Below are 25,397 nucleotides of genomic sequence, written 5' to 3' on the forward strand. Positions count from 1 at the left end.
CGGCGCCGGTCCACGGCGCCGATCAGGGGAGCAGCGCCCTCTCAGGCGCGGCGTTCAGCGGATCGGGAAGCTCGGCGGCTGCAGCTCCTCCAGGCTCCGTCCGGCATGGTCGCTGACCGTGTGGGAAGCGATGTACTCGTCCAGGAACTCCTGGGCGCGCGGGAGGTAGTCGCCGTCGTCGACGGTGAGGATCTCCCGGTCCTCGACGATGGTCCGTCCTGCCACCACCACGCGGGTGATGTCCCGGCCGTCGCCGTTCATCACCAGAGTGCGCACCGGGTCCGCATGAGGGCCCACATGGGTGCCGGTCAGGTCCATCACGAAGTAGTCCGCCTGCGCGCCCGGCGCAAGCCGCCCGAGGTCCTCCCTGCCCAGGGCGCGGGCGGGGTCCAGGGTGGCCGAGCGGAACAGGTCATGCGGCTGGGCCGCCGGGCCCCGGCCGGTCAGCGTCTTGGTCATGGCCATCGCCAGATCCAGGGCGCGGACCATGTTCGGCGGGGCGGAATCGGTGCCGATCACCACCCGCACCCCGCGCTGCCGGTAGGACTCGTAGCTGTCCATCGCGGAGCCGTAGTGCCCGCTGGGGATCGGGCAGAAGATCACCGAGGTCCCGGACTCGGCCAGCAGCGCCAGGTCATCGATGCTGTCCCCGCCCGCCCCATGCTCGGGGCGGCACAGGTCCTCGGGCATGTGCAGGTGTCCCGGGAGGGTCCAGGCATGCGGAATGAACGTGCGCTCGCCCAGGAAGCCGATCTCCGCCAGATGCGGCAGCGAGCGGCGCGAGGTGCGGGCGATCATCTCCCGGTTCTCCTGGATCCCCTGGGCGGCGTGCAGACGGATCGGCACGTCCAGGTCGTCGGCCGCCTGCCGGGTGAGCCGCAGCGTCTGCTCGGTCTGCGTCTCGATGCGTGCCGGCAGCAGCGCCCCGCGGATGAGTCCGCCCGCGGCGCCGTCGTAGTCCTGGATGAACCGCACGGCGTCGTCCAGCCCGTCCAGACCCTTCTGCTCGTTGCGGTGCAGCAGCATCTGCGTGCCGTCGGTGTAGGGCACATGGGTCCGATAGCTGGGCCCCAAGTAGGCCCGGATGCCCAGCGCCTCCACCGCCTCGGCGGTGTCGGCCATGTCCTGGTAGTCCTCGCACCATTCCTTGTAGGTCTCGGCGGCGATCGGCATCATCGTGGTGATGCCGTTGCGGACCAGCTGGCTGATCGCGAACTCGCGCCGGAACTTCTCCTGGGACCGCGTGAAGCGCGGACCGTGATCGTGCAGGTACTCCTCGGACCAGGCCAGGCCCAGCAGCCGGGAGGCGTCGGGCCAGCAGTCGAACAGGGCGTGGTCGATGTCGGCCAGCGCGTTGAGGTCGATGAAGCCGGGGGAGATGACGGCGTGGCCGGCGTCGATCTCCCGGTCGGGGGTGCCCGGCCAATCACGGCCCACGAAGAGGATCTCGGCGTCGTCGTGGACGAGCTCGCTGTCGGGGATCAGGCAGTGGTCGCCGTCGGCGTAGCCGATGACGAACCGGGCGTGGATGCGGGTGATCATCAGCGGACACCTCCGATCAGCTCGCCGCCAGAGGCCACCAGCCGGCCGGCGGAATAGACATCACGTGCGGCAGGGCTGTCCATGACCGCCGCGGTGACCGTGTCGGCCTGCAGCAGGATGAAGTGCGCGGGAGCGCCGACGGCGAGGCCGAACTCGGCGTCGTCGAGAAGGCTCACGCCCTCGGGGCGGGCTCCGGCCATGACCATCGCCCCGCCGCGGGAGGCGATGTCCACGCAGGCCTCGACGTCGGCGTCGCGGCGGAACCCGTTGGTGAAGGCCAGCTGCCAGGTCCGGCGCAGCAGGTCGCCGTCGCCGTAGGGACTCCAGTGGTCACGCTGCCCGTCCTCGCCCAGGCCGAGCGCGACCCCGTGCTCACGCAGCAGGCTCTGAGGCAGGGAGCCGATGGAGGGGGCCACCGTGGTCAGCGAGACGCCGGCCTCGGCGAGCTGCTCCACCACGCGGGCCACCTCCTTGTCCGGATTGGTGTGCAGGGCGAAGGCGTGGGAGATCGTCACCTTGCCCTGCAGACCCAGCTCCCGGGTGCGGTGGGCGATCTCCTCCATCGAGAAGATGCCGGCGGTGCCGGACTCGTGCAGGTGGATGTCGGCGCCCGCACCGTGCTTCTCGCACAGCCCGAACACCACGTTGAGGTGGGAGACCGGGTCGCGGTCATAGAGGACGGGGTCCAGGCCGCCCACCAAGTCCGCGCCCTCGGCCAGCGCCTGGTCGAGCAGGTCGACGACGCCGGCCTCCCGCTGGATGCCGGCCTGGGGGAAGGCCACGATCTGATGGTCGATGATGTCGGTGTACCGGGAGAGCCCCTCCTGCACGCCGTGGAACCGCTCCAGGCCGCAGTCGGAGTCCACCTGGGCGTGGGAGCGGACACGCACTCCGCCGGAGGCGATGATCTGCGCCAGCGCGTAGGAGGCCTGGTCGGCCACGCTGCGCTCGCCGTCGCGCCATTTGCGACGGTCGTTCATGATGTAGCCGTGCAGCGTGCCGTCTGCGGTGTGGGGCAGGAAGGTCTGCCCGAGGCGGTTCGAGTCCAGGTGGGAGTGGACGTCGCCCAGGGCTGGAAGCAGGACGCGGCCGCCGCCGTCGACGATCTCCGCGCCGTCGGGGGCGGGAGTGGTCCCGGCCGGGATGATCTCCGCGATGCGGCCGTCCTGGACCGTGAGGTCGACGGCAGGTTCGTCGGGGGTGCGCGGGAAGAGTCTGACGTCGGTGAATCGGGTGGTCATCCGCTGTCTCCTGGATGGTCGGTGATGTCGGGCGTCGACGGCGTCGGTGGAGCTGACAGGGTCAGTCTCGGGCGACCTGCCGAGGGAGTGGGAGAAATCACGTCCACGTATTATGGTATACCAAACAGGAGTGGCACGATATTGAGGTGACAGGATCAGGAGGCGGGCATGAGAACTGACGCGCAACCCGGACGGGGCGCGACGGCCCTGGCTGTCCTGGCCCTGGCGCTGCTGGCCGTGTGCCTGCGTCCCGCCGCGACGTCGCTGGGCCCCGTGCTGGCCGAGGTCGAAGCTGCCTTCGCGCTGCAGGGGTGGCAGTCCGGACTGCTCACCGCGCTGCCCGGAGCCGCCTTCGTGGTCTTCGGGGCGATCTCCTTCCTGCTGCTGCGTCGGCTGGGTCTGTTCTGGTCCCTGGCCATCTGTGCGGCGGCCATCGGCACCGGGCTGGGCCTGCGGGTGCTGGTGGACAGCTGGTGGGGCTTCGCGGCGTTCACCACGCTCTCGCTCGCCGGCATGGCGATGGGCAACGTGGTGCTGCCCGTCTTCGCCAAAGCGCGTTTCCCCGAACGCCAGGCCGTCTCGGTGACCGTCTTCATGGTGGGACTGGGGCTCGGCGCCTCCGTCCCAGCCCTGCTCACCGCACCCCTGGCCGAGCACGTCGGCGGGTGGCGCCTGGGTCTGGGGGTGTGGGCCGGACTGCCGCTGGTCGCCCTCATCGCCTGGGCCGCCCTGCGGCGCCTGGGCGGCGTCCCGGCCGCCTCCACCCAGAACCGCGGCGCCTCCGGGGCCGTGGGTCGCATCACGGCCTCGTCCGGGGCCTGGATCCTGCTGCTCTACTTCGGGCTGCAGTCCCTCCACGCCTATACGCACTTCGGCTGGCTGGCCCGGATCTACCGCGACGCCGGCCTGGACCCTGTCGCCGCCGGCGCCATGGTCGCGATCATCGTCGCCGGAGGCATCCCGGGCGGCTTCATCGCCCCCCAGATCGTGGTGCGCCGCTGGCATGTGCGCAGCGTGCTCGTCGGCTACGGCCTGATCTCCGCCGTCGGCTACACCGGTCTGCTGGTCGCCCCCACCACCACCCCATGGCTGTGGGCGATCTGCCTGGCCATCGGCGGGTTCTCCTTCCCCTCGGCGCTGGCGCTGATCACCGCCCGCACCCGGGATCCGGAGGTCACCGCGCGGGCCTCCGGATTCATTCAGTCCGGCGGCTACGTCTTCGCCGCCCTCGGCCCTCTGGCCATCGGCGTGGTCCTGGAGCGCACCGGCACCTGGACCGTGCCGCTGGTGGGGCTCATCGTGCTGGCCCTGGCCATGGCCGTCGTCGCCTGGTGGGCCTCCTCGCCCGACTCTCTGGATGATGAGGTGGCGCCTGACGGGCCGCCGCCGGGCGAGTCGCAGGAGGCGGCCGATGCGAAGACGGGCGGCGCGGAGACGAGCATTCCCGAGGCGGACCCAGCAGACGCGGAGTGGAACAATGAGATCCATGGCCGAGCCCGAGAACAGAGAGTCCGAGACGACGCGCGTGGCCACCCGGCTGCGCGAGCAGATCATCGACGGTGAGCGCCCGCCCGGCAGCAGGCTCGTCGAGCGCGAGCTGGCCGCCGAGCTCGGCGTGAGCCGCGTGCCCGTCCGCGAGGGCCTGCGCCTGCTGGCCGCCGAGGGTCTCATCACGCCCCGGCCCCGGACCTGGGCCATCGTGCGTGAGTTCACGGAACGTGATGTGCGCGAGCTCGAGGAGGTGCGCACCTCGCTGGACACGCTGGCCTTCACCTCGGCCGCCCGGCGCCACGACGATGCCGGACTGGCGCGCCTCGAGCGTGTCCTGGTCAACGGGGAGGCCGCGGCCCAGGCCGGCGACGCCGTCACCGCCCACCGTGCCGCAGCCGCCTTTCACTCCACCGTGGTGGAACTGGCTGACAACACCCACCTCCAAGAGCTGTGGGGCACCATCCAGAGCCGGGTCCGCTGGATGCTCAGCCAGCATGATGACCTGCTGGTGGTCACCCAGGAGCACCGCGGCCTGTTCGAGGCGCTCGCCTCCCGGGACGAGGAGCTGCTGGAGCGGCTGGTGGTCGAGCACGCCCAGACCAGCCGGGATCAGCACCGCGAACGTCAGGCCCGCCGCAGCTGAGCGGCGACGGCACGAACAGGAGCCGCGGATCTGGCGGGGATCGAGCTCCTAAACATAAGGATCTGTGGGGTCATTCATAATCAACTTATCGTTTTGTGATGTTCCATCCACTGTCATTATGAAGTGCACCACACTTCTGCACCGATGACCCATGGAGGACAAGATGAGGACCCGCAGCGCACTCTTCGCCCCCTGGGCGGTTCTGACCATGCTGGTCGTGACGGCCTGCGGGCCGCAGGGCGGAGACGGCTCTGACTTCCCCTCCCAGAACGTGGAGCTTCTCGTCGGCTTCGCGGCGGGGGGCCACAACGACGCCACTGCTCGCAAGTTCGCCGAGGGGCTTGAGGCCGAGCTCGATGCGAACGTGCTGGTGGTCAACCGGGAAGGCGGAGGCGGCGCCATCGCCGCGACGGAGGCTGCGAATGCTGCCGCCGACGGTCACACGCTGCTCTTCGCCCCGACCGGTGCCTTCACGTCGGTGCTGCTTCAGCAGGACGTCTCCTACGGCATCGAGGACTTCCGATCCGTGGAGGCCGTCGCTGAGAACGCGTTCGTGATCGTGGTCCCCGATGACTCGCCGATCGAGAGTTTCGAGGACCTTGAAGACGTCGACGACCGGATGACGTACTCGGCCTTCGGTGAGGGCCACCAGACTCACCTGATCGGAGAGGGCATCGTCCAGGGTTACGGCCTGGACGCGGAGGTGGCGACCTTCCCAGGCGGCGCCCCTGCCTTGCCCGCGCTCGTCAATGGTGATGTCGACTGGGGCGTCCAGGACATCACCAGCGCCCTGCCACGAGTCCGGTCCGGGGAGCTTCGCATCCTGGCCATCAGCACCGACTACCTCCCCGACGCTCTCGATGAGGAGGTCCCGACACTCGGCGAGTTGGGGTTCGAAGAGCTTCAGACGGCCGGTTCCCAGGCCCTCGTGGTGCCGGCCGATACGCCCCAGGAGGTCTACGACGTGCTGGCCGCGGCGTCGACCGCTGTCGTCGAATCCGACGAGTTCGTGGAGTTCGTGGAGCAGTCCGGCGGTGCGGTCCCAGATGTGGAGGGAGAAGCCTGGTTCAGCGAGTACATGCCGACTGAGCTGGAACGGTTCCGGTCGCTGTTCGAGGATCTGGGCCTTGAGGTTCCGTGAGTCCGATGGCGATGCGGAACTCTCAGCCCGCACGGGAGCAGGAGCCCCTGCGCGAGCACCTCGATGACTTTGAGGGGACTCCTCAGCTGGATGAACCCGGACCCGTCGACTGGTGGTCGCCGGTGGTTCTGGCTGCCCTGGCCGCCGTCGTCATCATCCCCGCGGTCCAACTGGGCCTTGGCTCCATCGCCAGGCCGGGTCCGGGCCTCTGGCCCTTCCTCAACGCGATGCTGGTGGTGGCGGCCATTCCGCTGCTGCTGGCGACCCGGCACCGGTTCCATCCGCCGAATCGGTCTGAGCTGACCCGGGTCGCCCTCGTGGCCGGCCCGCTCCTGCTCTTCGTCCCCGCCTATGACTGGCTGGGCCTGATTGGGGCGGGGGCTCCCGTGATGTTGATCGTGGCGCGCTTCGTGGCACGCATGAGGTGGCGGACGTCGATCCTGATCGCTGTGATCGCACCCGCCGCCGTCTACGCGCTCTTCGCCCTGGCCCTCGGGGTCAACCTCCGTCCGTTCTGATCCACCTGAGAGAAGCGACTTTTCCCATGACCGACATCCTCGCGGGGCTGGGGCACGGATTCAGCGTGGCGTTCCAGCCCGAGAATCTGCTCTTCGTCCTCATCGGCGTCACGGTGGGCACACTGATCGGCCTGATCCCGGGGCTTGGGCCGGTGGCGACCATCGCACTGCTGCTCCCTCTGACCTTCTCGCTCGACCCCGCGGGTGCCGTGATGATGCTCGCCGGGATCTACTACGGATCCATGTACGGGGGTCGGATCCCCGCTATCCTGCTGCGCCTGCCGGGTGACGCCTCTGCGGTGGTGACCACGTTCGACGGATATCCGCTGGCTCAGCAAGGCCGTGCCGGACCTGCACTGGGGATCACGGCGATCGGTTCGTTCCTCGGGGGCACGGTGGCCATCATCGGGTTGTCCTTCCTTGCTCCGACGTTGGCCGGGGTGGCCAAGTCGGTCGGAAGCCCGGACATGTTTGTCCTGGCCGCGATGGGGTTGCTCATGATCGTGTTCCTCGGCTCGGGGTCGAAGGTCAAGGCGATCGTCTCGGCCGCGCTGGGGGTGATCGTCGCCACTGTCGGGTTGGATCCCACCACGGCTGATCCACGGCTGACCTATGGCAGTTTCGAGCTGACGGCCGGTGTCAGCATCGTCGCCGTAGCAGTGGGGCTGTTCGGGATCGGCGAGATCCTGTACAACGCACAGCAGGGCTTCTACGGCGGTCTGGCCCGATCGGCGATCGGTAGGGTCCTCCCAACGCGCGCGGACTGGCTGATGACCCGGATGGCGATCCTGCGGTCCTCGATCATCGGATTCTTCATCGGCATCATCCCAGGAGGAGGGGGCACGATCTCCGCGGTGGTGGCCTATGGGGCCGAGCGGCGGTTCTCCCGCCATCCGGAGAAGTTCGGCAAAGGTGCCATGGACGGCCTGGCCGCCACGGAGACCGCCGACAACTCTTCGTCGAACTCTTCCTTCCTCCCGCTCCTGACCTTGGGCGTGCCCCCGAATCCGGTCCTCGCCCTGATCTTCGGTGCGCTGCTGCTGCACAACATCACGCCGGGCCCGCAGCTCATCGATGAGTACCCGGACGTCTTCTGGGGCGTCATCGCCTCCATGTACGTCGGCAACATCCTGCTGCTGATCCTCAACCTGCCGCTGATCGGCCTCTTTGTGAGACTCCTGCGCATCCCGGGCGGAATCATGGCTCCGATCATCCTGATGGTCGCCGTGGCCGGCGTGTACTCGGTCCGGAACTCGATGTTTGACGTGCTGCTTGCGGTGATCTTCGGCATCGTCGGTTACGTGCTGCGCACTTTCAACTTCGGGCTGGGACCCTTCGTCCTGGGGTTCATCCTGGGACCGCTGCTGGAGGAGCATTTCCGGCGCTCAATGGTGCTCTCGGACGGATCGTTCATGATCTTCCTGACCCGCCCGATCCCCCTGGTGCTGATGTCGCTGCTTCTTGCGGTGATCATCTGGACCGTGGTGGACTCCCGCCGGAAGAACATGCGCCCCACCATCGACCAGTTTCGGGAGGCCGAGCGTGCGGAGGGTGTGGTTGCTGAGTCCGACTCAGGAGCCCGCCCGGGGTCAGAGGGCGAGCCAGTTGCAGAGGGTGACACGCCGCGTCATCCGGGAACCGATCCTCGACACGACGCCTGACGTCAGACCATCTGGTCCTGAAGGTGCCGCAGCGCCTCTCGCACGCGTGCAGGCAGCTCTTCGGAGGGAGCGGTGAGCGCGATGATGGGATTCGCTGGGATGTCGTCGAGGATCGGCACGTAGGACACCTTCAGGCCGTCATAGGTGATGTCCGTCTGAGGAGTCACATTCACGAACGCCCAGCCGAGTCCGTGCCCCACGAGAGACCGGACCGTCTCGAAGTTCGACGACGACCACTGGACGCGGGGCTGCAGCCCAAGGTCCATGATGATCTGGGTGACGCGTTCGACGCTCGGCGGAATGTCCACCATGATCATCGGCTCCTGGATGAGTTCGCGAAGCTGAATGCCGGGACGATCGGCGAGCGGGTGCTCCGCAGGGAGCATCACGTGATGCTGATTCGTGCCGATCCGCGTCTCGTCGAGATCCTCTGCTGACTGGCGTGCATAGGCGAACCCCAAGTCGGCCTGTCCGCTCCGCAGCATCTGATGGATCTCGGGAACGGTGGCCTCCGCGATGGTCACGTCCACCGCGGGATGCTCCGCAGCGAAATGTGACACGAGTCGAGGAAGCACGTGCGGTGACACAGTCATTGAACTGACGACGCGCAGCGTGCCGCGAATCTCGGAATGGTCGTTGCTGACAGCCTCTGATGCATCAGAGATGGCTGTGGCGGCCCGCCGGGCATGGGGCAGCAGGGCCTGGCCGGCAGGTGTGGGTTGGGCGCGACGTGCCGGAGCTCGGTTCAGCAGCTCTGCGTCCAGGCCCTTCTCCAGCTGCCGGATCGCCACAGAAATGGCCGCCTGGCTGATGTGCAGCTGCCGGGCTGCGGCGCTGATCGAGCCGTGGTCAACCACGGCGAGGAAGTACTCCAGTTGACGAAGGGTGATCTCCGGCATCGTGTCTCCTCGAGGCGTGGCGAGTCGAGCATGAACTTAATCTGAGTCGAAGTCTGCCATGACTTAAATTCGCTTTCCACTATGGGGCAGCCCGAGCAGACTGGATCCACGAGACGGGCGTGAGCAGGCGCCAAGCGGACAGTGAGGAGCGGAGACCCGTGAGCGGACTGACGAAGCAGAGTGGACACCACGTGATCACACTGGGCACGGCCGGCGGGCCGCGGTTCTGGCGGGACTCTTCGCGCACCGGCATTGCCACGGCCATCGTGGTCGACGACGGCTTCTATCTGGTGGACTGCGGCCACGGTGTCGGCCGCCAGATCGAGAGGGCAGGGCTCGAGATGAGCAGACTCAAGGGCATCTTCCTCACGCATCTGCACTCAGATCACACGGTGGACCTCAACACACTGGCCCTGTTCGGGCTCTTTGAGCTCCAGGACAGGATCGGCCGACCTGTGCCGATCATCGGTCCCGGTGACCGGGGCGCCCTGCCGCCGGTGTCTCCACTGGCCGCCGTCGCGCCCAGTCCGGTGGCTCCGTACAGTCCCACCCCGGGGACTGCGGAGATGTTCCTGCGGCTGATGGAGGCCGCTGCGACAGACCTCAACGACCGGGTCATCGATGCCCTCAGGCCGTCGCCGCTCGACATCTTTGCTGCGCAGGACATCGAGATCCCCAGCTCCTTGGAGTTTCACCCCAATGAGAATCCGGTGCCGGCGACGAACGGCTTCGAGATCTTCCGGGACGAGTCAGTGGTCGTCACGGCCACCCTTGTGCAGCACCCGCCTGTCGCCCCGGCCTTCGCTTTCCGCTTCGACACGGCCCAGGGCTCGGTGTGCGTCTCGGGGGACACGACGTACACACCGAATATGGTTCGACTGAGCCGGGACGCCGGACTGGTACTGCACGAGGCCATCGATTTCGACTTCATGGAGTCGATGTACCGGGGCAAGGACGACGAGATGTCGCGTGCCTCCTTGGCGCATCACTACAAGTCCCACACCTCGGTGGCCGATGCGGTTCGCGTGGCCCGTGAGGCGGGGGCGCGGCGTCTGGCGCTGCATCACCTCGTCCCCGGCTTCAGCTCGACGGCCTGGGAGTGGGTTGCTGCCGACGGATATACGGGCGAGTTTCTCGTGCCGAATGACCTTGCCGCCATCCCCTTCAGGACCTGATGTCGCTCCTGTCCGCTGACCCGGAGGAGACTCCCTGCATGGCAGGCTTGTGTCCACGGGCCTCGCCGCGGTCCGAGCGATGACCGAGGAGGAAAGCCACGATGTCTGTGACCATGGTGGTCCTCGTCCTGGAGCTGGTGGGCACCTTCGCCTTCGCCGTCTCTGGGGCGCTGCTGGCCGTGCGCAAGGGCTTCGATCTGGTGGGTTCGCTGCTGCTGGCGAGCCTCGCCGGACTTGGCGGCGGCGTGATCCGGGATCTGGTGCTGAACATCGGGGTCCCCAATGCCTTCGCGGCCCCGCAATACCTGGTGCCGGTGGTGCTCGCGGTCCTGGCGGTGTTCATCCGACTCATCCATGAGGACCGACTGAGGCGCACGCTGCTGGTCTTCGACGCACTCGGGCTCTCCCTTTTCTGCGTCATGGGCGCGACCATCGCTCATGAGGCAGGGCTGAATCCGATCGCGGCTGTACTGCTCGGGGTCACCACCGCCGTCGGCGGTGGAGCGCTGCGTGACGTGGTGGCCAATGAGGTGCCGCAGATCTTCAACCCCAGGGGCGTCTACGCGGCCCCGGCCTTCCTGGGCGCTGGGGCGACCGCCCTGCTGCTGGAGGGCGGCCTCTTCAACGCCGTCAGTGCCGTGGCGGTGGCGATGCTGGTGTTCGGCCTGCGCGTGCTGGCGCTGCGCTACCGGTGGCGGATTCCGCTGGCGGTGCTGAAGCGGGGATGAGATCGTGATCGGTGAACGGGCCGGTGAGATTCCGCGGAACGAGTAGCTCGTCGAGGGCCTCTCTGCTCATCAGGCCCTTGTCGAGGACCGTCTCCGTGATGGTGCGCCCGGAGAGCAGGGCCTCCTGGGCGACGAGCGACGCCTCGGCGTACCCGATGTACGGGCACAGGACTGTCACGAGTCCGATCGATCGATGGACCGTGTCATGGAGCTCCTCCTGGTTGGCGGTGATCCCCCGCACGCACTTCTCATCGAGGGTCCGGCAGGCCGCTGTGAGGTGCGTCAGCGAACGGAGCAGGCTGATCGCGATCACCGGCTCGAAGGCGTTGAGCTGGAGCTGCCCGCCCTCTGCCGCCAGCGTCACCGTCACATCGTTGCCGATGACCTCGTAGGCCACCTGGTTGACGACCTCAGGTATCACCGGATTGACCTTTCCCGGCATGATGCTGGATCCCGCCTGCACGGGGGGAAGGTTGATCTCGTTCAGCCCCGCTCGGGGGCCTGATGAGGTCAGGCGAAGGTCGCTGCAGGTCTTCGAGAGCTTGACGGCGACCCGCTTCAGCACACCGGAGAGCTGGACGAAGGCGCCGGCGTCCTGGGTGGCTTCGATGAGGTTCTCTGCGGTGCGGAGTTCTGTGGACAGCAGCTCGGAGAGCTTCGAGCGCACGAGCTCTGCATAGGCGGGATGGGTGTTGAGGCCGGTCCCGATGGCGGTTCCGCCGAGATTGATCTCGGTGAGCAGGTCCATGGCTTCCACCAGTCTGTTGCGGTCTTCCTCGAGCATGACGGCGTAGGTGAAGAACTCCTGTCCGAGGGTCATCGGAACGGCATCCTGCAGCTGGGTCCTGCCCATCTTCAGCACATGGGAGAACTCCTCTGACTTCCTGCGGAAGGTCTCCACGAGATCCTGCATGGCATGGCGGAGCAGGCGAAGCTCGCCCAGGAGGGCGATCTTCAGCGCAGTGGGATACACGTCATTGGTGCTCTGGCCGAGGTTCACGTGGTCAAGAGGATGCAGGTTCTCGTAGGCGCCCTTGCTGAATCCCATCCGTTCGAGGGCCACATTGGCGATCACCTCGTTGGCGTTCATATTGGTCGAGGTGCCCGCCCCACCCTGGAAGACGTCCACGATGAACTGGTCATGGAACTTCCCGTCCCGGATCTGGGAGCATGCGTCCCAGATGGCGTCGGCGCGTTCCGGACTGAGCACCCCCAGGGAACGATTCACGTGGGCAGCTGCCTGTTTTACGGCCGCGAGTGCGTTGATGAGACCCGGATAGGCGGAGATGGGGGTGCCGCTGATCCGGAAGTTCTCGGCTGCGCGGGTGGTGTGCACCCCGTAGTAGTTCTGGGCGGGGATGGGCAGGGTGCCCAGCAGGTCCCGCTCTGTTCGGGTGGTATGCATGACTGAGCCCTTCCTCGGTCCTCATGCCTCAGGCCTCGGCTCCGTCGCGGGGACGAGGCACGGGGCTCCCCTGACCGGTGCCCGGGGAGCCCCGTGCGAGGTGTCAGCGGGTGGTGCTCACGTCTGCGGCTGACGACGTCTCCGGTGCGGCGGGGGTGTCCTCCCAGCGCTCCTCCTCGAAGTCCTGCTGGCGACGGCGGATCTTGAGGAGGAGCTCGGAGCTCCTGGGCTTCGTCAGGAGGCTGATGCTGATGAAGACGACCACGTTCAGCAGGAGTGACAGCAGGCCGGCACCGTGGACGCTGAACGGCCCGGGGACCAGTGCCGGGAAGACCGTGAACAGTACGAGCGTGGTGATGCCCACGATCAGACCGGAGGTCGCGCCGGCGACGCTGGCGCGGCGCCAGAAGAGTGCGCCCACCGTCGGGACGATCACCTGGGCCAGGCCGGCGTAGGCGACCAGGCCGATGGCGATCAGCAGGCCCGGAATGTAGAGGGCCATCACATAGGCGATGGCGCAGAAGGCCAGGATCGCCCAGCGTCCGACCCAGATGCGCTTTCGTTCGGGCAGGTCTTTCTGGAAGTACCGACCGTGGAAGTCGATGGTGTAGCTGGCCGCCATGGCGTGGACCTGTGAGTTCGCCGTGGACATCGCAGCGCCGGCGCCGGCAGCGATTACGAGCAGCGCGAGCAGCAGCGGCGCATGCTCCAGGAGCATGATCGGAAGCACATGGTCCGGCTGCTCGACGTCGGGCTCGAGGAGCACCGCTGAATTGCCGATCACCATGGCACCGATGTAGGCGATCGCCACGAGACCCAGCAGGAACGGCATCAGGTCGAACGGGCGAGGGCTCTTCGCCGCATACATGCGTGTCCAGAGCTGGGGCGTCATCAGAGCACCGATCGGTGTGATGATGGCCAATGCGATCCAGTACATCCACATCCCGTCCCCGAGGATGAGATTCTCGGGGCGGACCTGCTCGATCTGATCGAACATGGTGCCCATTCCGCCTACCTCGCCCAGGATGTAGACGCCCGCGGCGATGAGTCCGAAGAAGATCCCGACTCCGTAGAAGATGTCAGTCCAGGCGATGGCGCGAAGCCCGCCTGCCCAGACATAGGCGATGATGACGGTGTAGAAGAGCAGGCCGCCCACCCAGAAGGGGATGGTCCCTCCGGAGGCCACGTCGATGAGGTAGGCCCCACCGGTCAGCTGGATCTGAAGATGAGGCAGGGAGAAGACCAGCAGGATCACGGCGATGAAGGTGGCCAGCCCCGGTGAACGATAGAGATCGACGAAGAAATCGCGAGCCGTGAGATAGTTTCCTCGTTTGCCGTGGAACCAGACTTTCTTTCCGATCCAATAATACATGATTCCGAAGAAGACATTGAAGATGACGGCTGTCCAGTATGCCGGACCGTAGAGGTAGAAGTTCGCATTGGAGCCGAGGAAGGCGAAGGCGCTCCACCACGTGGCCTGCACGGTGAAGAAGAGGGCGATCGGTCCCATCGCCCGCCCCTGGACGAAGTAGTCGCTGGTCGTGGGTCGCGCCTTAAGGGAGGCGAGCAGCCCGATGACCAGCGGAATCGCCAGGGCCCCGCCGATGGCTGCGATTCCGAGAATCTCCTGGGTATTCATCGATCCACGCCCTTCTGAGTGTCGTCGGTGGTCGTTCCGGCGGGTGTGGGGCGGCCCCAGTGGGCCAGGTACGCCCAGAGGAGGACACCGCAGAGGAGCGCCCAGATGATGATGATGTATCCATAGATGAACGGCATGCCGAAGATTCTGGGTTCGGCGACATCATGGAAGAAAAGAACTCCCGGAAACTGGGCGAGCGCCAGCAAAGTGATGATAAGTGTCCACATCACTTTTGTCTTGAGTGTGTAGGGTCTGGTTCGCACACGATCCTCCTCATCGGACGCTGAGGTGCCGTCAGCGGCGCCGCAGTGCAAGCGGTGGTTCTGGATGGCGCCCAGTCTTTACCGATGAGGGAGGGTATTCAATGAGTGAAAAACGAGGATGCGCATCACGAGACGTGATGCAGCGCACCCAGTGCGCGCGCTAGTCGTCGGAGAAGATGCGCCTGCATTCGTCCGCGAAGGCCTGGCCCTTCCGTGAGAGTGCTTCACCGGACCGGTATGCCAGTCCGATCTGCAGAAGGGATCGAGCGCCGTCGATCCTGAGCCGCGCGATTCGGCCGCCGTCGTTGGTCAGGTCATGGGCCGGGCGCTGGTTCAGGAGGGTGTACCCATGGCCCCGAGCCACCATGGAGCGGACGACTTCGAAGCTCTCGAAGCGTTGATGCACTCGTGGCTGCAGGCGCGCTTCGCGAAAGATCGACAGGAAGTAGTTGGTGCTCTTCCCCAGGTCGAGGAGGATGAGGGGCTCATCGGCCAGCTCCTCCAGGGTGATGCTCTCGCGTGCGGCGAGCGGGGAGGCGTCGGCGACGGCCGCGTAGATCGGAGCCTCGCAGATGGGCTCGAATGTCACCTCTCTGCCGTAGTCGAAGCTGTAGGTCAGCGCGATCTCCAGCTCTCTGCGCAGCAGGAGCGGGTGGATCTGATCGGCTGTGACCTCCCTGATGCGGACGGTGAGGTCGGAGTACTTGGAGGTCAGCGCGTCGTAGACCTCCGGCAGCCAGAAGGGTGCAAGCGTCGTGAAGCATCCCGCGGTGAGCCAGCCGGAGAGCTGCTCAGGGCGGACCGAGTCCACCGCGTCGTCCAACCCGTGCAGGACACTCATGGCGCGGGTGTAGAAGCTTCTTCCCTGTTCGGTGAGCACGACCCCTCGGGAGCGTTGTCTCACCAGCAGCTTGCACCCCAGGGACGCCTCCAGGTGCGAGATTGCGGTGGAGATGGCTGATTGGGCGACGAACAGCTCTCCGGCGGCCTCCGTCATGGAGCCGAGCTCCGCGGCGCGGACGAAGTACCGGATCTGCGACAGCGTCAGTTCGTTCTGTGGCCGTGGCATGCGTGCCCCCTGGGCGATTGGGAAAGCTGCGGCTGGTCATCATTCTTCCATTGATCTTATGCAGTGCATGCCTTCTCGATGTTTGAAGTGATGCGGAAGGCCGCTGATGATGGGTCTCACCAGGCAGTGTCACAAGAGTGAGAGGGCGAGGGATGTCATACGAACAGACTGAGGTGCTCGTCGTCGGCGCCGGTCAAGCGGGGATCGCCATCAGCGAGCACCTGGGTGCTCGGGAGATCCCTCATCTCGTGCTGGAGAGGGGCCGCATCGCTGAGCGCTGGCGCTCCGAGCGCTGGGACTCGCTGGTGGCCAACGGGCCGGCATGGCATGACCGCTTTCCCGGTCGGGAGTTCGACGGAATCCCTGGCGATGCCTTCGCTTCCAAGGAACAGGTGGCCGACTACTTCGTCTCGTATGCCGACATGATCGACGCCCCGGTTCGGTGCGGGGTCGAAGTCACCTCGGTCCGGAAGAACGCCGGGAGGCCCGGCTTTCACGTGCAGACCTCAGACGGTGCGATCGAGGCCCGGTACGTCGTCGCTGCGACCGGGCCCTTCCAGAAGGGCGTCGTTCCGGATCTCCTTCCCGCGGACCTGGGGCTGCAGCAGCTCCATTCCAGCTCCTATCGACGCCCCGAGCAGCTGCCGGCAGGGGCGGTGCTGGTGGTCGGGGCAGGGTCATCAGGTGTGCAGATCGCCGATGAGCTCCGGAGAGCCGGACGCCAGGTCTATCTGTCCGTCGGCCCGCACGACAGGCCTCCACGGAGCTATCGTGGGCGGGACTTCGTCTGGTGGCTCGGCGTGCTCAACAAGTGGGCGGCTTCCGCTCCACCGAGCGGATCCGAGCACGTCACGATCGCTGTCAGCGGTGCACACGGAGGTCAGACCGTCGACTTCCGCGCTCTGGCCGCCGACGGCATCACGCTTCTCGGGCGGACTCAATCGTTCGCCGAGGGAAGACTGCATTTCGCCGAGGACCTGAGGAGCAACATCGCCGATGGCGATGCCAACTACCTCTCCCTGCTCGATGAGGCCGATGCCTACGTCGAGAGAAACGGCCTCGATCTGCCCGAAGAGCCGGAGGCGCGTGAGCTGCGCCCGGAGCCCGGATGCCTCACAGACCCGATCCTGGAGCTGGAGGTCGACGACGCCGGCATCACCTCCGTGGTGTGGGCCACCGGGTTCCGCGTCGACTACAGCTGGCTGAAGGTCGATGCGTTCGACCACGACGGCAGGCCTCGTCATCAACGAGGAGTCGCAGCGGAGCCAGGGATCTACTTCCTGGGGCTCCCCTGGCAGTCGAGCAGAGGGTCGAGCTTCATCTGGGGAGTCTGGCATGACGCCAAGCACATCGCCGATCACATCATGATCCAGCAGGGCTACCTGGACCATGAGACTGCGGTCGATGGCCTCCGGCCGGCTGTTCTCGAGGGTGCTCCGCGATCCACATAGACCGTGCCCCTGCCGATCCCCGCCCTTTCACAGAGAGCATGAGAAGGAAGTGACAGCGATGAAGCACATGCGTATTCGACCGTTCAACACCAAAGACACCTATCCAGAGCAGAACCTGGACAACGATCTCTGCCAAGCCGTCGTCGCCAACGGCGTCGTCTACCTGCGTGGCCAGGTCGCGCAGGACCTGGAGACCAGGGAGTCCGTCGGCATCGGAGATGTCGAAGCACAGACGGTGCAGGCCATGGAGAACATCTCGCTGCTGGTGACCGAAGCCGGCGGATCGATCGAAGACATCGTCAAGGTGACGGTCTACCTCACGGACATCCGGTACCGGGAGAGCGTCTACCGGGTCATGGGCAGATACCTGAGGGGTGTCCATCCCGTCTCCACCGGACTGGTGGTGGAGGCCCTCGCCCGGCCCGAGTGGCTCGTGGAGATCGACGCCACCGCAGTGCTCTGAACCGACTCTTCACAGGAGATGCCATGACGTTTTCACTTGCAGCAAGGGACCCCGAGTCCGGCTCATTCGGGATGGTCGTATGTTCCTCGTCGCCCGCTGTCGCCTCCCGATGCATTCATCTGCGCCGTGGGGTGGGGGTCGTCGCCAGTCAGAACGTGACGAACCCGGGGTTGGGGCCCGCCATCCTCGACCGTCTTGAGCAGGGGCTCGGCAGTGAGGATGCTCTGAGCAGGACGCTTCAGGAGGAACCGTTCGCAGACTATCGGCAGCTCTCCGTGGTGGACGATGAGGGCCGGACGGCTCATCACTCAGGTGAGAACTCCCTGGGGATCAACCATTGGGCATCGGCAGATGCTGCGGTGGCGGCGGGGAACCTGCTGGCCTCTGCCGACACCGTCGACGCCATGGTGGAGGCGTACCACGCAGGCCGAGGCAGCAGCCTCGAGGCCCGACTGATGGCGGGGCTGCAGGCTGCGCTCGCGGCCGGTGGAGAAGCTGGTCCGGTGCGCTCGGCCGGCCTCAAGGTGATCGACGACGTCTCATGGGCCACGACGGACCTGCGGGTCGACGACGCCGACGAGCCGGTCGCGGAGCTGCTGCGTCTCTGGTCTCTGTGGGAGCCGGTGAAGAACGACTATAGGACTCGGGCCCTGAACCCTGATGAAGCACCTGGCTTCGGCGTGGCCGGAGACCTCCGATGAGTGCGGGCGAGAGGCTCCACCAGATTCCGGAGAGTGAGCTCCCGGCCGTTCGCCGGCAGACGGCCCGCGCTGTCAACGCGATCGGGAAGGAGCTGGTGGGCCTGAGCCATGGCTTGCATGCCGCCCCGGAGATCCGCTGGCAGGAGTTTCGCTCAGCAGAGCGGATATCCGGGATGCTCCGCGAGCTGGGATTTCAGATCGAGATGCCCTTCGGGAAGCTGGACACGGCCTTCCGTGCCCGGTTGGGGACCGGGAGCCGCCATGTGGGGTTCATCGCCGAATACGACGCGCTCGAGGGGATCGGCCACGCGTGCGGGCACAACATCATCGCCGCCGCCGCGGTCGGGGCCGCGGCGGCGCTGCGGGACCTCGCCGGCGAGCTGGATGCGACGGTGGAAGTGATCGGCACTCCGGCCGAGGAGGGTGGCGGAGGAAAGATCCATCTCATCGAGGGCGGGGCCTTCGACCATCTCGAGGCGGCACTCATGGTGCACCCCGGCCCGGCGAACTCCTTGTATGCACGCCCGTTCGCGGTGGCTCACTTCGACGTCGTCTACACGGGTTTCGCGGCACATGCCGCGGCCTATCCTCACCTGGGGACGAACGCTGCTGATGCGATGACCGTCGCTCAGGTGGCGATCGGGCTGCTCCGGCAGCAGCTGCCCGCGAGCACCAGAGTGCATGGCATCGTCCGGGAGGCTGGTTCGGCCCCGAACGTGATCCCAGACCATTGCCGTGGCTCGTGGTATGTCAGGGCCGCTGATCTCGACGAGCTGGAGGCCACCTTCGAGAGAGTGCGTGGCTGCTTCGAGGCGGGCGCGCTCGCCGCGGGGGCCTCCATGGAGGTGGTGGAGACGAGCCCGCGCTACTCCGAGTTTCGCAATGACGCCGAGCTCGCGGACCTCTTCGCCGTCAACGCGCGGACCGTGGGGCGGGACATGGACCGGGAGGAATCGGCGGGAGGCGGCATGAATACCGCCTCCACTGACATGGGGAACGTCTCGCTGGTCACCCGTGCGATACACCCCTACCTGTCCATCGACTCACTGCCCGCGGTCAACCATCAGAAGGAGTTCGCGCAGGCAGCGGTGTCCCCGGCCGCTGATCGAGCCGTGATCGAGGGGGCTTACCTCCTGGCCGCCACGGTCGAGGACTTCCTCCGGAGCTGACGGGTCATGGGGGACCGAGCGTCCCGGCGGGCTGAGGCCCGGGGAAGAGACCCTTCGCCGACGCCAGGAGATCTCGGGGCCACGCACTCGTCACAGCGCGAGGCGTCCGCCTGGCCTCGTCGGGGGAGCGCCCGTTCAGGGCTCGCCGCTAACCCGCCAGGATGCGGAACGGGGCGCGCCGACACCGCAGCGGCGCCGGGCCGTGGGGTTCCGGGGTGATGACGTCTCCCGTGGAGTGCAGCGGGTTGTTCGAGACCACCACCCGGGCGGCGTCGTTGAGGATGGTCAGCCGCGGCGCGCCGGACATGCCCGGAGGCGCCAGGATGTCCTCCAGGGCCTCGACCAGGACGTCCAGGCAGCTGACGCCGATGAACCGCCCCTCCAGGATCAGCGGCACGGAGCTGGTGAGCGTCACCTCCGTGCTGCACAGATAGTCCACATAGGGGCCGGTGACATGGGAGCGGTGGGTCTGCTCAGGGATCCGGTACCACTCCAGGCGCTGGAACTCCACGAAGTAGCGGTCGCAGAATTCAGCCGTGGCTGTCAGGTGGCTCTTCTCGGGCCCCTGCCACCAGGCCAGCGGGCTTGCCGGCCCGGGGAAGGCCTCTGGGGAGCCGATGAATCCGGCGCCGAAGATCGGCACCCTGGGGGAGTCCAGGGCGGCGAGGGCGTCGTCGCGGACCGCGGCATTGAGGTCCTGCAGGGACAGCCCGCTGCCGGCGGTGCCGGGGCGCAGCGCGTCGGCCAGGCGAGGCTGCCAGTCATCCAGGATGCGGAAGACTTCGGCGAAGAAGCGGTCCACCGCATCGGCGGTGTGCTGCATGGCGGCGCTGGGCTGTCGGGGGCTCGGCTGGGCGGCGCTGCCCGCGTGGCCGGTCGGGGTGGTCATGGTCATGCTCCCGTCGCATCGTGCTGCTGGTGGGACTGGGCCTGCAGGGTGCCGCGGCGCTCCAGCAGCCAGACCTGGGTGTGCTCCACGCTGCGGGTGAGCGCGCCGCGGGCGGCGTCGGCGTCGTGTACCCGTACCGCCTGGAGGTGGCCGCGCAGATGGTCCTCATGGGCACGCCGGGCCGCTGCCTCGTCGTCCTGCAGGGCGAGCAGCGGCAGCAGCTCCCGCTGCAGGGTCATGTGTTCCCGGGTCAGCCGTGCGGAGCCGCCGAGTGCGGCGAGCTCCAGCTGCACGTCGGAGACGGCGGCGCGCCAGGTCTCGGTGGGGACCTGGGGGAGGGAGTCGACGATGCCGGCGAGCACGGCGACGTCGTCGTCCGTGGCGCGACGGCAGGCCAGCTCGGCGCAGGCGACGGCGATGGCCCGGTAGTGGTGGCACAGGTCGGTCAGGGCGACACGGCTCATGGAGGCCAGCAGGCGCTCATTGGCGCGGGTGATCTCCTGGTGGGAGGTGGAGACGAAGCTGCCCCCGTTGCGTCCGCGACGGGTGGTGATCAGCCCCTGGTCACGCAGGGTGCCGAGGGCCTCTCGCACGGTGACCACCGCGACGCCGAAGGAGCCCGCGAGCTCGAACTCGTTGGGGAGCCGCTGACCGTCCCGCAGCACGCCGGCGCGGATGCCTTGGCTCAGGCGCGCGGTGACCAGTGCGGCGCGGCCCTCCTCGCCGAGGGGGTTGAAGATCGCGGCATGCATCCGCGAGCTGTGCGCTGAGCTGACGGTCACGGAGTTCCTCTCTGCGGGCCGGGGCTGGCCCCGGTCTCAGTATCGCCGTGCGTCCCGTCCCAGAAAACATCTGTTACCAAATCTTTACCTATAACATCTGGAAGCATATGTAATGTGGTCGGCATCACTGACCCGGGTTTCGAAGGAGCACCCCGATGACCGCCACCATCACTCCCGCTTCCGGTCACCTCGCTGACCAGGACGTCGACGGCGCCGACACGGCCGTCTGCCTCGAGGGCGTCACCAAGACCTTCGGAGACTTCACCGCCGTGAAGGACCTGGACCTGCGGATCCCGCGCGGTGAGTTCTTCTCCATGCTGGGCCCCTCCGGCTCCGGCAAGACCACCGTGCTGCGCATGATCGCCGGCTTCGAGCGCCCCAGCGCCGGCCGGATCCTGCTCGACGGCGCCGACGTCACCGGCTCCGCGCCCTTCGACCGGGACGTCAACACCGTCTTCCAGGACTACGCGCTCTTCCCTCACATGACCATCGCCCAGAACGTGGGCTACGGGCTCACGGCCCGGCGGGTTCCGAAGGAGACTCGACGCCGGCAGGTCCACGACGCCCTGGAGCGGGTGCAGCTGGCCCATGTGGCCGACCGGCTGCCTTCCCAGCTCTCCGGCGGCCAGCGGCAGCGCATCGCCCTGGCCCGCGCCCTGATCCTCCAGCCTCGGGTGCTGCTGCTCGACGAGCCGCTCGGCGCCTTGGACAAGCAGCTGCGCGAGCAGATGCAGATCGAGCTGAAGCAGATCCAGCGCGACGTCGGGATCACGTTCGTCTTCGTCACCCATGATCAGGAGGAGGCGCTGACTCTGAGCGACCGCGTGGCCGTCTTCAACGAGGGCCGCATCGAGCAGGTGGGCACGCCCGTGGAGGTCTACGAGAGGCCCGCCAGCCCGTTCGTCGCTGGTTTCCTGGGTGCGGCGAACATCGTGGACGCCGCCCGCGCCGCCGAGCTGTTCGGCAGGCCGGCCCAGGTCAGCATCCGGCCGGAGCGCGTCCGGCTGGCGGCGGCCGGCGCCGTGGTGCCCTCCGAGCTGAGCAGCCTGGAGGGGACGGTGGCGGAGGTCGTCTACGCCGGGCCGCACACGACCTACGTGGTCGACGTCGCCGGGATCCAGCTCATGGCCACCGTGCCGAACACCTCCCGCGGCGGCGTGGCTGGGCACCAGCGCGGAGACGCGGTGCGCCTGCTCTACGCCGCCTCCGACGTCTACGACGTCCCCGGGACGACCGGAACCTGACGAGAATTGCGCGTCATCCGTCCCCAGGGGGAAGCCCTGGGGGCTCGAATCACCTCGCCACACGAAGGAGTGTCCGATGAAGAAGACCGCGACCACCACGGTCGGCGCACTCAGCGCCGCCGTCCTGGCCCTGACGGCCTGCGGAGGCGGCGACGCCGCCGCAGGCGACGACGAGGGCTTCAGCCTCGACGTCCCTGACATCCCCGCCCTGGAGGAGCTCGGCGAACCGGAGGGGCAGGTCAACATCGTGGCCTGGCCGGGCTTCGTCGAGGACGGGACCAACAACCCCGACGCCGACTGGGTCACTGAGTTCACGGAGCAGACCGGCTGCGAGGTCAACCGACGCATCGGGGAGACCAGCGACCAGATGGTCTCGCTGATGCGCAGCGGCGACTATGACCTGATCTCCGCGTCCGGAGATGCGAGTCTGCGGCTCATCGCCGGCGGCGACGTCGCCCCCATCAATCTGGATCTGCTGGAGAACTTCGACGAGAACATCGCCGAAGGCATGATCGGTCAGGTCTACGACACCATCAACGGAGACGCCTACGGGGTGCCGCTGGGGCGCGGGGCCAACATCCTGCAGTACAACGAGGACGAGGTGGAGGAGGCCCCCACCAGCTGGGACGTCACCTGGGAGGCGGACTCCCCCTATGCCGGGGAGATCATCGCCTATGACTCGCCCATCTACATCGCCGACGCCGCGCTGTACCTGATGCACCATGAGCCGGACCTGGGCATCGAGAACCCGTATGCCCTGGACGAGGAACAGCTTGATGCGGCCGTGGAGCTGCTGCAGCAGCAGAACGAGATCGTCAGCGAGTACTGGGCTCTGTACACCGCCAACGTCTCCTCATTCCAGAGCGGTTCCAGCACACTGGGCACCAGCTGGCAGGTGATCCTCAACGTGCTGGGCGACGGTTACGCCGGCGTGCTTCCGGAGGAGGGCGCCACCGGGTGGTCGGACGCCTGGATGATCCACTCCGAGTCGCCGAACACCACCTGCGCCTACCTGTGGATGGACTGGGCGACCTCCCCGGAGATCAATGCGCAGATCGCCCAGAACTTCGGCATGGCGCCGGCGAACACGCTGGCCTGTGAGGGCTCCCGGGAGAACGAGGAACACTGCGAGATGTTCCACGCCACCGATGAGGACTACTACTCGCAGGTCTGGTTCTGGACCACTCCGATCGAGCAGTGCCTGGACGGCAGGACCGACGTCACCTGCACCAACTACCAGCAGTGGACCGAGGCCTGGGCCCGGGTCAAGGGATGAGCCGTCCCGTTCGGGACGCCGTGGGGTCCGGCGGCACGCCGCCGGGCCCCACCTGATGAGGAGAGACACCATGCCCGCCACGATGCCCGCCCCCATGACGACGACGTCGCGCCCCTCCCGGCTCTCCAGCGCGCTGCATGCCCGGCCCCGACTCCGCCTCTACGGGCTGCTCAGCCTCCCGCTGCTGTGGATGCTGGGGGTCTACATCGGGTCGCTGTTGCTGCTGCTGGTCACGGCCTTCTGGACCACGGACCCCTTCACCTCTCAGGTGCAGCGGGACTTCACCTTCGACAACTTCATCAACGTCTTCACGACCCCGGCCTATCTGAGCACGACGGCGCGGACCATCGGCATCGCCGCCGTCGTCACCGTGACCTGTGCGGTGCTGTCCCTGCCGCTGGCGATCTTCATGGCGAAGGTGGCCAGCGCCCGGTGGAGGGGCTTCCTGGCGATGGCGATCACGTTGCCGCTGTGGGCCGGGTATCTGGTGAAGGTCTTCGCCATGCGGATCAGCCTCGGAGAGACCGGACCGGTGAACTGGCTGCTGGATCCCTTCGGACTCAGCGGCCCAGGCTATGGTCAGTTCGCTGTCATCTGGACGCTGACCTATCTGTGGTTCCCGTTCATGGCGATCCCGGTGTACACGGCGATGCGCCAGATCCCGCCGAACCTGTTCAGCGCCGCCGCCGACCTGGGCGCCGGCACGTGGTTCACGCTGCGCACCGTGGTGCTGCCGCTGCTGATGCCGGCGATGATCGCCGGTTCCCTGTTCACGTTCTCGCTGAGCCTGGGTGACTTCATCGCCGCCCAGTTCGTGGGGGCCAGGACTCAGATGCTGGCCACGATCATCAACCAGAACGTCAACCTCAACCCCCCGCTGGCCGCCGCCCTGACGATCATCCCGATCCTGGTGGTCGCCGCCTACCTGTTCGCCATCCGGCGGACCGGTGCGTTGGACAAGCTGTGAGGAGTCACCGTGTTCCACCTGTCCACTGCCTCCAAGGTCACCCTCGGGGCCATCACTCTGACCATTCTGACCTTCATGTACGCCCCTCTGCTGCTGGTGATCGCGAACTCCTTCAACGCGTCGCAGATCTCCGGATGGCCGATCAGCGAGTTCTCCCTGCGCTGGTGGGTGCTGGCCGCTGAGACCCCGGCCATCAGAGAGGCGCTGGTCAACTCGCTGCTGACCGCGCTGGGCGCCACCGTCATCGCGTTGGTGCTCGGCACGCTGGCCGCCCTGGCGCTGCAGCGCTACGACTTCTTCGGGAAGACCTCCATCAACCTGCTGATCGTGCTGCCCATCGCCTTGCCCGGCATCATCACCGGAGTGGCACTGAACAACACCTACAAGAACGTGCTGGAGCCGATCGGCATCACCGTGGGGTTCTACGGGCTGATCATCGGCCACGCCACCTTCTGTGTGGTGATGGTGTTCAACAACGTCCAGGCGCGGCTCAACCGCATGAACCCGGGGCTGGAGGAAGCCTCGGCAGATCTGGGCGCCGGTGTGGGCAGGACCTTCTGGAAGGTCAGTTTTCCGGGCTTCCGGACCGCCTTCGTGGCCGGCGGCCTGCTGGCCTTCGCCCTGTCCTTCGACGAGATCGTGGTGACGATCTTCACCGCCCCGCCCGGGGTGGAGACGCTGCCGCTGTGGATGCTGAACAACATGGCCCGGCCGAACCAGCAGACCCTGCTGAATGTGGTCGCCACCGTGGTCATCCTCGCGTCGATGATTCCGGTCTACCTCTCCCAGCGGCTGACCCGCTCGGTGGGAGAGGACTGAGCGGCGGCAGCACCAGACCAGAGCATATCCCTCAGAGATCAGGAGGTTCACTCATGGGTGAGCGGTTGGAGAATTTCATCGATGGTCGGTTCGTGCCGGCTCAGGGCCAGGAGGATTTCGAGGTGGTGAATCCGGCCACTGGGCAGCCGGTGGCGGTCTCGCCGATCTCGGATGCTCAGGATGTGGATGCGGCGTTCCAGGCCGCGTCCCGGGCTTTCACT

Annotated in this window: 24 protein-coding genes; 15 read left to right on the forward strand and 9 right to left on the reverse strand. The window is 67.0% G+C overall.

The features are described 5' to 3' along the window. Nucleotides 1-54: 54 nt before the first annotated feature. Both Q7C18_RS12455 and Q7C18_RS12460 read right to left on the reverse strand, forming a co-directional pair. Nucleotides 55-1,542, reverse strand: coding sequence for a chlorohydrolase family protein (locus Q7C18_RS12455; protein ID WP_311025652.1), 1,488 nt, complete (start codon nucleotides 1,540-1,542; stop codon nucleotides 55-57). After that, a complete protein-coding gene (locus Q7C18_RS12460; protein ID WP_311025653.1) occupies nucleotides 1,542-2,783 on the reverse strand; it encodes an amidohydrolase family protein in 1,242 nt (413 codons plus the stop codon). The genes Q7C18_RS12455 and Q7C18_RS12460 overlap by 1 nt, the downstream gene beginning before the upstream one ends. Nucleotides 2,784-2,951: 168 nt before the next feature. Between Q7C18_RS12460 and Q7C18_RS12465 the strand changes: the two genes are divergently transcribed. The 5 genes from Q7C18_RS12465 to Q7C18_RS12485 all read left to right on the forward strand — a co-directional run bounded on the left by Q7C18_RS12465 (nucleotide 2,952) and on the right by Q7C18_RS12485 (nucleotide 8,237). Next, complete coding sequence (locus Q7C18_RS12465) at nucleotides 2,952-4,346, forward strand: MFS transporter (RefSeq protein WP_311025654.1); 1,395 nt, start codon at nucleotides 2,952-2,954, stop codon at nucleotides 4,344-4,346. Further along, nucleotides 4,270-4,917, forward strand: a complete 648-nt coding sequence (locus Q7C18_RS12470) for a GntR family transcriptional regulator (protein ID WP_311025655.1) — start codon at nucleotides 4,270-4,272, stop codon at nucleotides 4,915-4,917. The genes Q7C18_RS12465 and Q7C18_RS12470 overlap by 77 nt, the downstream gene beginning before the upstream one ends. A gap of 163 nt (nucleotides 4,918-5,080) precedes the next feature. Next, entirely contained in the window at nucleotides 5,081-6,058 is a 978-nt protein-coding gene (locus Q7C18_RS12475) for a tripartite tricarboxylate transporter substrate binding protein (protein ID WP_311025656.1), read from the forward strand. A gap of 5 nt (nucleotides 6,059-6,063) precedes the next feature. Next, nucleotides 6,064-6,576 carry a tripartite tricarboxylate transporter TctB family protein gene (locus Q7C18_RS12480; RefSeq protein ID WP_070161331.1) on the forward strand — a complete coding sequence of 171 codons (513 nt, stop codon included), beginning with the start codon at nucleotides 6,064-6,066 and terminating at the stop codon, nucleotides 6,574-6,576. Nucleotides 6,577-6,602: 26 nt separating this feature from the next. Further along, complete coding sequence (locus Q7C18_RS12485; protein ID WP_311025657.1) at nucleotides 6,603-8,237, forward strand: tripartite tricarboxylate transporter permease; 1,635 nt, start codon at nucleotides 6,603-6,605, stop codon at nucleotides 8,235-8,237. Nucleotides 8,238-8,239: 2 nt separating this feature from the next. Here the strand turns inward: Q7C18_RS12485 and Q7C18_RS12490 are convergent, their stop codons facing one another. Next, nucleotides 8,240-9,136 (reverse strand): LysR family transcriptional regulator, encoded by an 897-nt coding sequence (locus Q7C18_RS12490; protein WP_070161325.1) that lies wholly within the window; start codon nucleotides 9,134-9,136, stop codon nucleotides 8,240-8,242. A gap of 158 nt (nucleotides 9,137-9,294) precedes the next feature. Between Q7C18_RS12490 and Q7C18_RS12495 the strand changes: the two genes are divergently transcribed. Continuing rightward, nucleotides 9,295-10,311: an MBL fold metallo-hydrolase gene (locus tag Q7C18_RS12495; protein ID WP_311025658.1), complete on the forward strand. Its 1,017-nt coding sequence runs from the start codon at nucleotides 9,295-9,297 to the stop codon at nucleotides 10,309-10,311. Between the two features lie 101 nt (nucleotides 10,312-10,412). Beyond that, a complete protein-coding gene (locus Q7C18_RS12500) occupies nucleotides 10,413-11,039 on the forward strand; it encodes a TRIC cation channel family protein (protein ID WP_311025659.1) in 627 nt (208 codons plus the stop codon). Here the strand turns inward: Q7C18_RS12500 and Q7C18_RS12505 are convergent. The 4 genes from Q7C18_RS12505 to Q7C18_RS12520 form a co-directional block, all read right to left on the reverse strand. Then, a complete protein-coding gene (locus Q7C18_RS12505) occupies nucleotides 10,942-12,444 on the reverse strand; it encodes an aspartate ammonia-lyase (RefSeq protein ID WP_311025660.1) in 1,503 nt (500 codons plus the stop codon). The genes Q7C18_RS12500 and Q7C18_RS12505 overlap by 98 nt on opposite strands. Nucleotides 12,445-12,547: 103 nt before the next feature. Then, complete coding sequence (locus tag Q7C18_RS12510; RefSeq protein ID WP_311025661.1) at nucleotides 12,548-14,083, reverse strand: sodium:solute symporter family protein; 1,536 nt, start codon at nucleotides 14,081-14,083, stop codon at nucleotides 12,548-12,550. Continuing rightward, on the reverse strand, nucleotides 14,080-14,346 hold the full coding sequence (locus Q7C18_RS12515; RefSeq protein WP_311025662.1) for a hypothetical protein: 267 nt from the start codon (nucleotides 14,344-14,346) through the stop codon (nucleotides 14,080-14,082). Before Q7C18_RS12515 ends, Q7C18_RS12510 begins: the two co-directional genes overlap by 4 nt. Before the next feature lie 160 nt (nucleotides 14,347-14,506). Then, entirely contained in the window at nucleotides 14,507-15,415 is a 909-nt protein-coding gene (locus tag Q7C18_RS12520; RefSeq protein WP_311025663.1) for a LysR family transcriptional regulator, read from the reverse strand. 152 nt (nucleotides 15,416-15,567) lie between these two features. On the opposite strand from Q7C18_RS12520, the gene Q7C18_RS12525 reads away from it, so the two are divergent. Genes Q7C18_RS12525 through Q7C18_RS12540 form a run of 4 tightly spaced genes read left to right on the forward strand, consistent with a single transcriptional unit; the run spans nucleotide 15,568 to nucleotide 19,199 of the window. After that, on the forward strand, nucleotides 15,568-16,866 hold the full coding sequence (locus tag Q7C18_RS12525) for an NAD(P)/FAD-dependent oxidoreductase (RefSeq protein ID WP_311025664.1): 1,299 nt from the start codon (nucleotides 15,568-15,570) through the stop codon (nucleotides 16,864-16,866). A gap of 58 nt (nucleotides 16,867-16,924) precedes the next feature. Further along, nucleotides 16,925-17,329, forward strand: a complete 405-nt coding sequence (locus Q7C18_RS12530) for a RidA family protein (RefSeq protein WP_311025665.1) — start codon at nucleotides 16,925-16,927, stop codon at nucleotides 17,327-17,329. A gap of 23 nt (nucleotides 17,330-17,352) precedes the next feature. Continuing rightward, the gene (locus Q7C18_RS12535) at nucleotides 17,353-18,030 is read left to right on the forward strand and encodes a DUF1028 domain-containing protein (protein ID WP_311025666.1); all 678 of its coding nucleotides are present in this window, start codon (nucleotides 17,353-17,355) and stop codon (nucleotides 18,028-18,030) included. Beyond that, nucleotides 18,027-19,199, forward strand: a complete 1,173-nt coding sequence (locus Q7C18_RS12540) for a M20 family metallopeptidase (protein ID WP_311025667.1) — start codon at nucleotides 18,027-18,029, stop codon at nucleotides 19,197-19,199. Before Q7C18_RS12535 ends, Q7C18_RS12540 begins: the two co-directional genes overlap by 4 nt. Before the next feature lie 148 nt (nucleotides 19,200-19,347). Here the strand turns inward: Q7C18_RS12540 and Q7C18_RS12545 are convergent, their stop codons facing one another. Both Q7C18_RS12545 and Q7C18_RS12550 read right to left on the reverse strand, forming a co-directional pair. Beyond that, nucleotides 19,348-20,088, reverse strand: a complete 741-nt coding sequence (locus tag Q7C18_RS12545; RefSeq protein ID WP_311025668.1) for a cache domain-containing protein — start codon at nucleotides 20,086-20,088, stop codon at nucleotides 19,348-19,350. Between the two features lie 2 nt (nucleotides 20,089-20,090). Next, nucleotides 20,091-20,870 (reverse strand): GntR family transcriptional regulator, encoded by a 780-nt coding sequence (locus Q7C18_RS12550; RefSeq protein WP_311025669.1) that lies wholly within the window; start codon nucleotides 20,868-20,870, stop codon nucleotides 20,091-20,093. A 155-nt stretch (nucleotides 20,871-21,025) separates the two neighbouring features. Between Q7C18_RS12550 and Q7C18_RS12555 the strand changes: the two genes are divergently transcribed. From Q7C18_RS12555 to Q7C18_RS12570, 4 genes are all read left to right on the forward strand, one after another. Continuing rightward, nucleotides 21,026-22,114: an ABC transporter ATP-binding protein gene (locus Q7C18_RS12555; RefSeq protein WP_311025670.1), complete on the forward strand. Its 1,089-nt coding sequence runs from the start codon at nucleotides 21,026-21,028 to the stop codon at nucleotides 22,112-22,114. A 76-nt stretch (nucleotides 22,115-22,190) separates the two neighbouring features. Beyond that, nucleotides 22,191-23,390 carry an extracellular solute-binding protein gene (locus tag Q7C18_RS12560; protein WP_311025671.1) on the forward strand — a complete coding sequence of 400 codons (1,200 nt, stop codon included), beginning with the start codon at nucleotides 22,191-22,193 and terminating at the stop codon, nucleotides 23,388-23,390. 70 nt (nucleotides 23,391-23,460) lie between these two features. Continuing rightward, nucleotides 23,461-24,357: an ABC transporter permease gene (locus tag Q7C18_RS12565; RefSeq protein WP_311025672.1), complete on the forward strand. Its 897-nt coding sequence runs from the start codon at nucleotides 23,461-23,463 to the stop codon at nucleotides 24,355-24,357. 9 nt (nucleotides 24,358-24,366) lie between these two features. Beyond that, nucleotides 24,367-25,176 carry an ABC transporter permease gene (locus Q7C18_RS12570; protein ID WP_311025673.1) on the forward strand — a complete coding sequence of 270 codons (810 nt, stop codon included), beginning with the start codon at nucleotides 24,367-24,369 and terminating at the stop codon, nucleotides 25,174-25,176. The last annotated feature ends 221 nt before the right edge of the window (nucleotides 25,177-25,397 follow it).

Origin of the sequence: Nesterenkonia sp. CL21 (genome assembly GCF_031705515.1) — a bacterium.
GTDB classification, from domain to species: Bacteria; Actinomycetota; Actinomycetes; order Actinomycetales; family Micrococcaceae; genus Nesterenkonia; species Nesterenkonia aethiopica.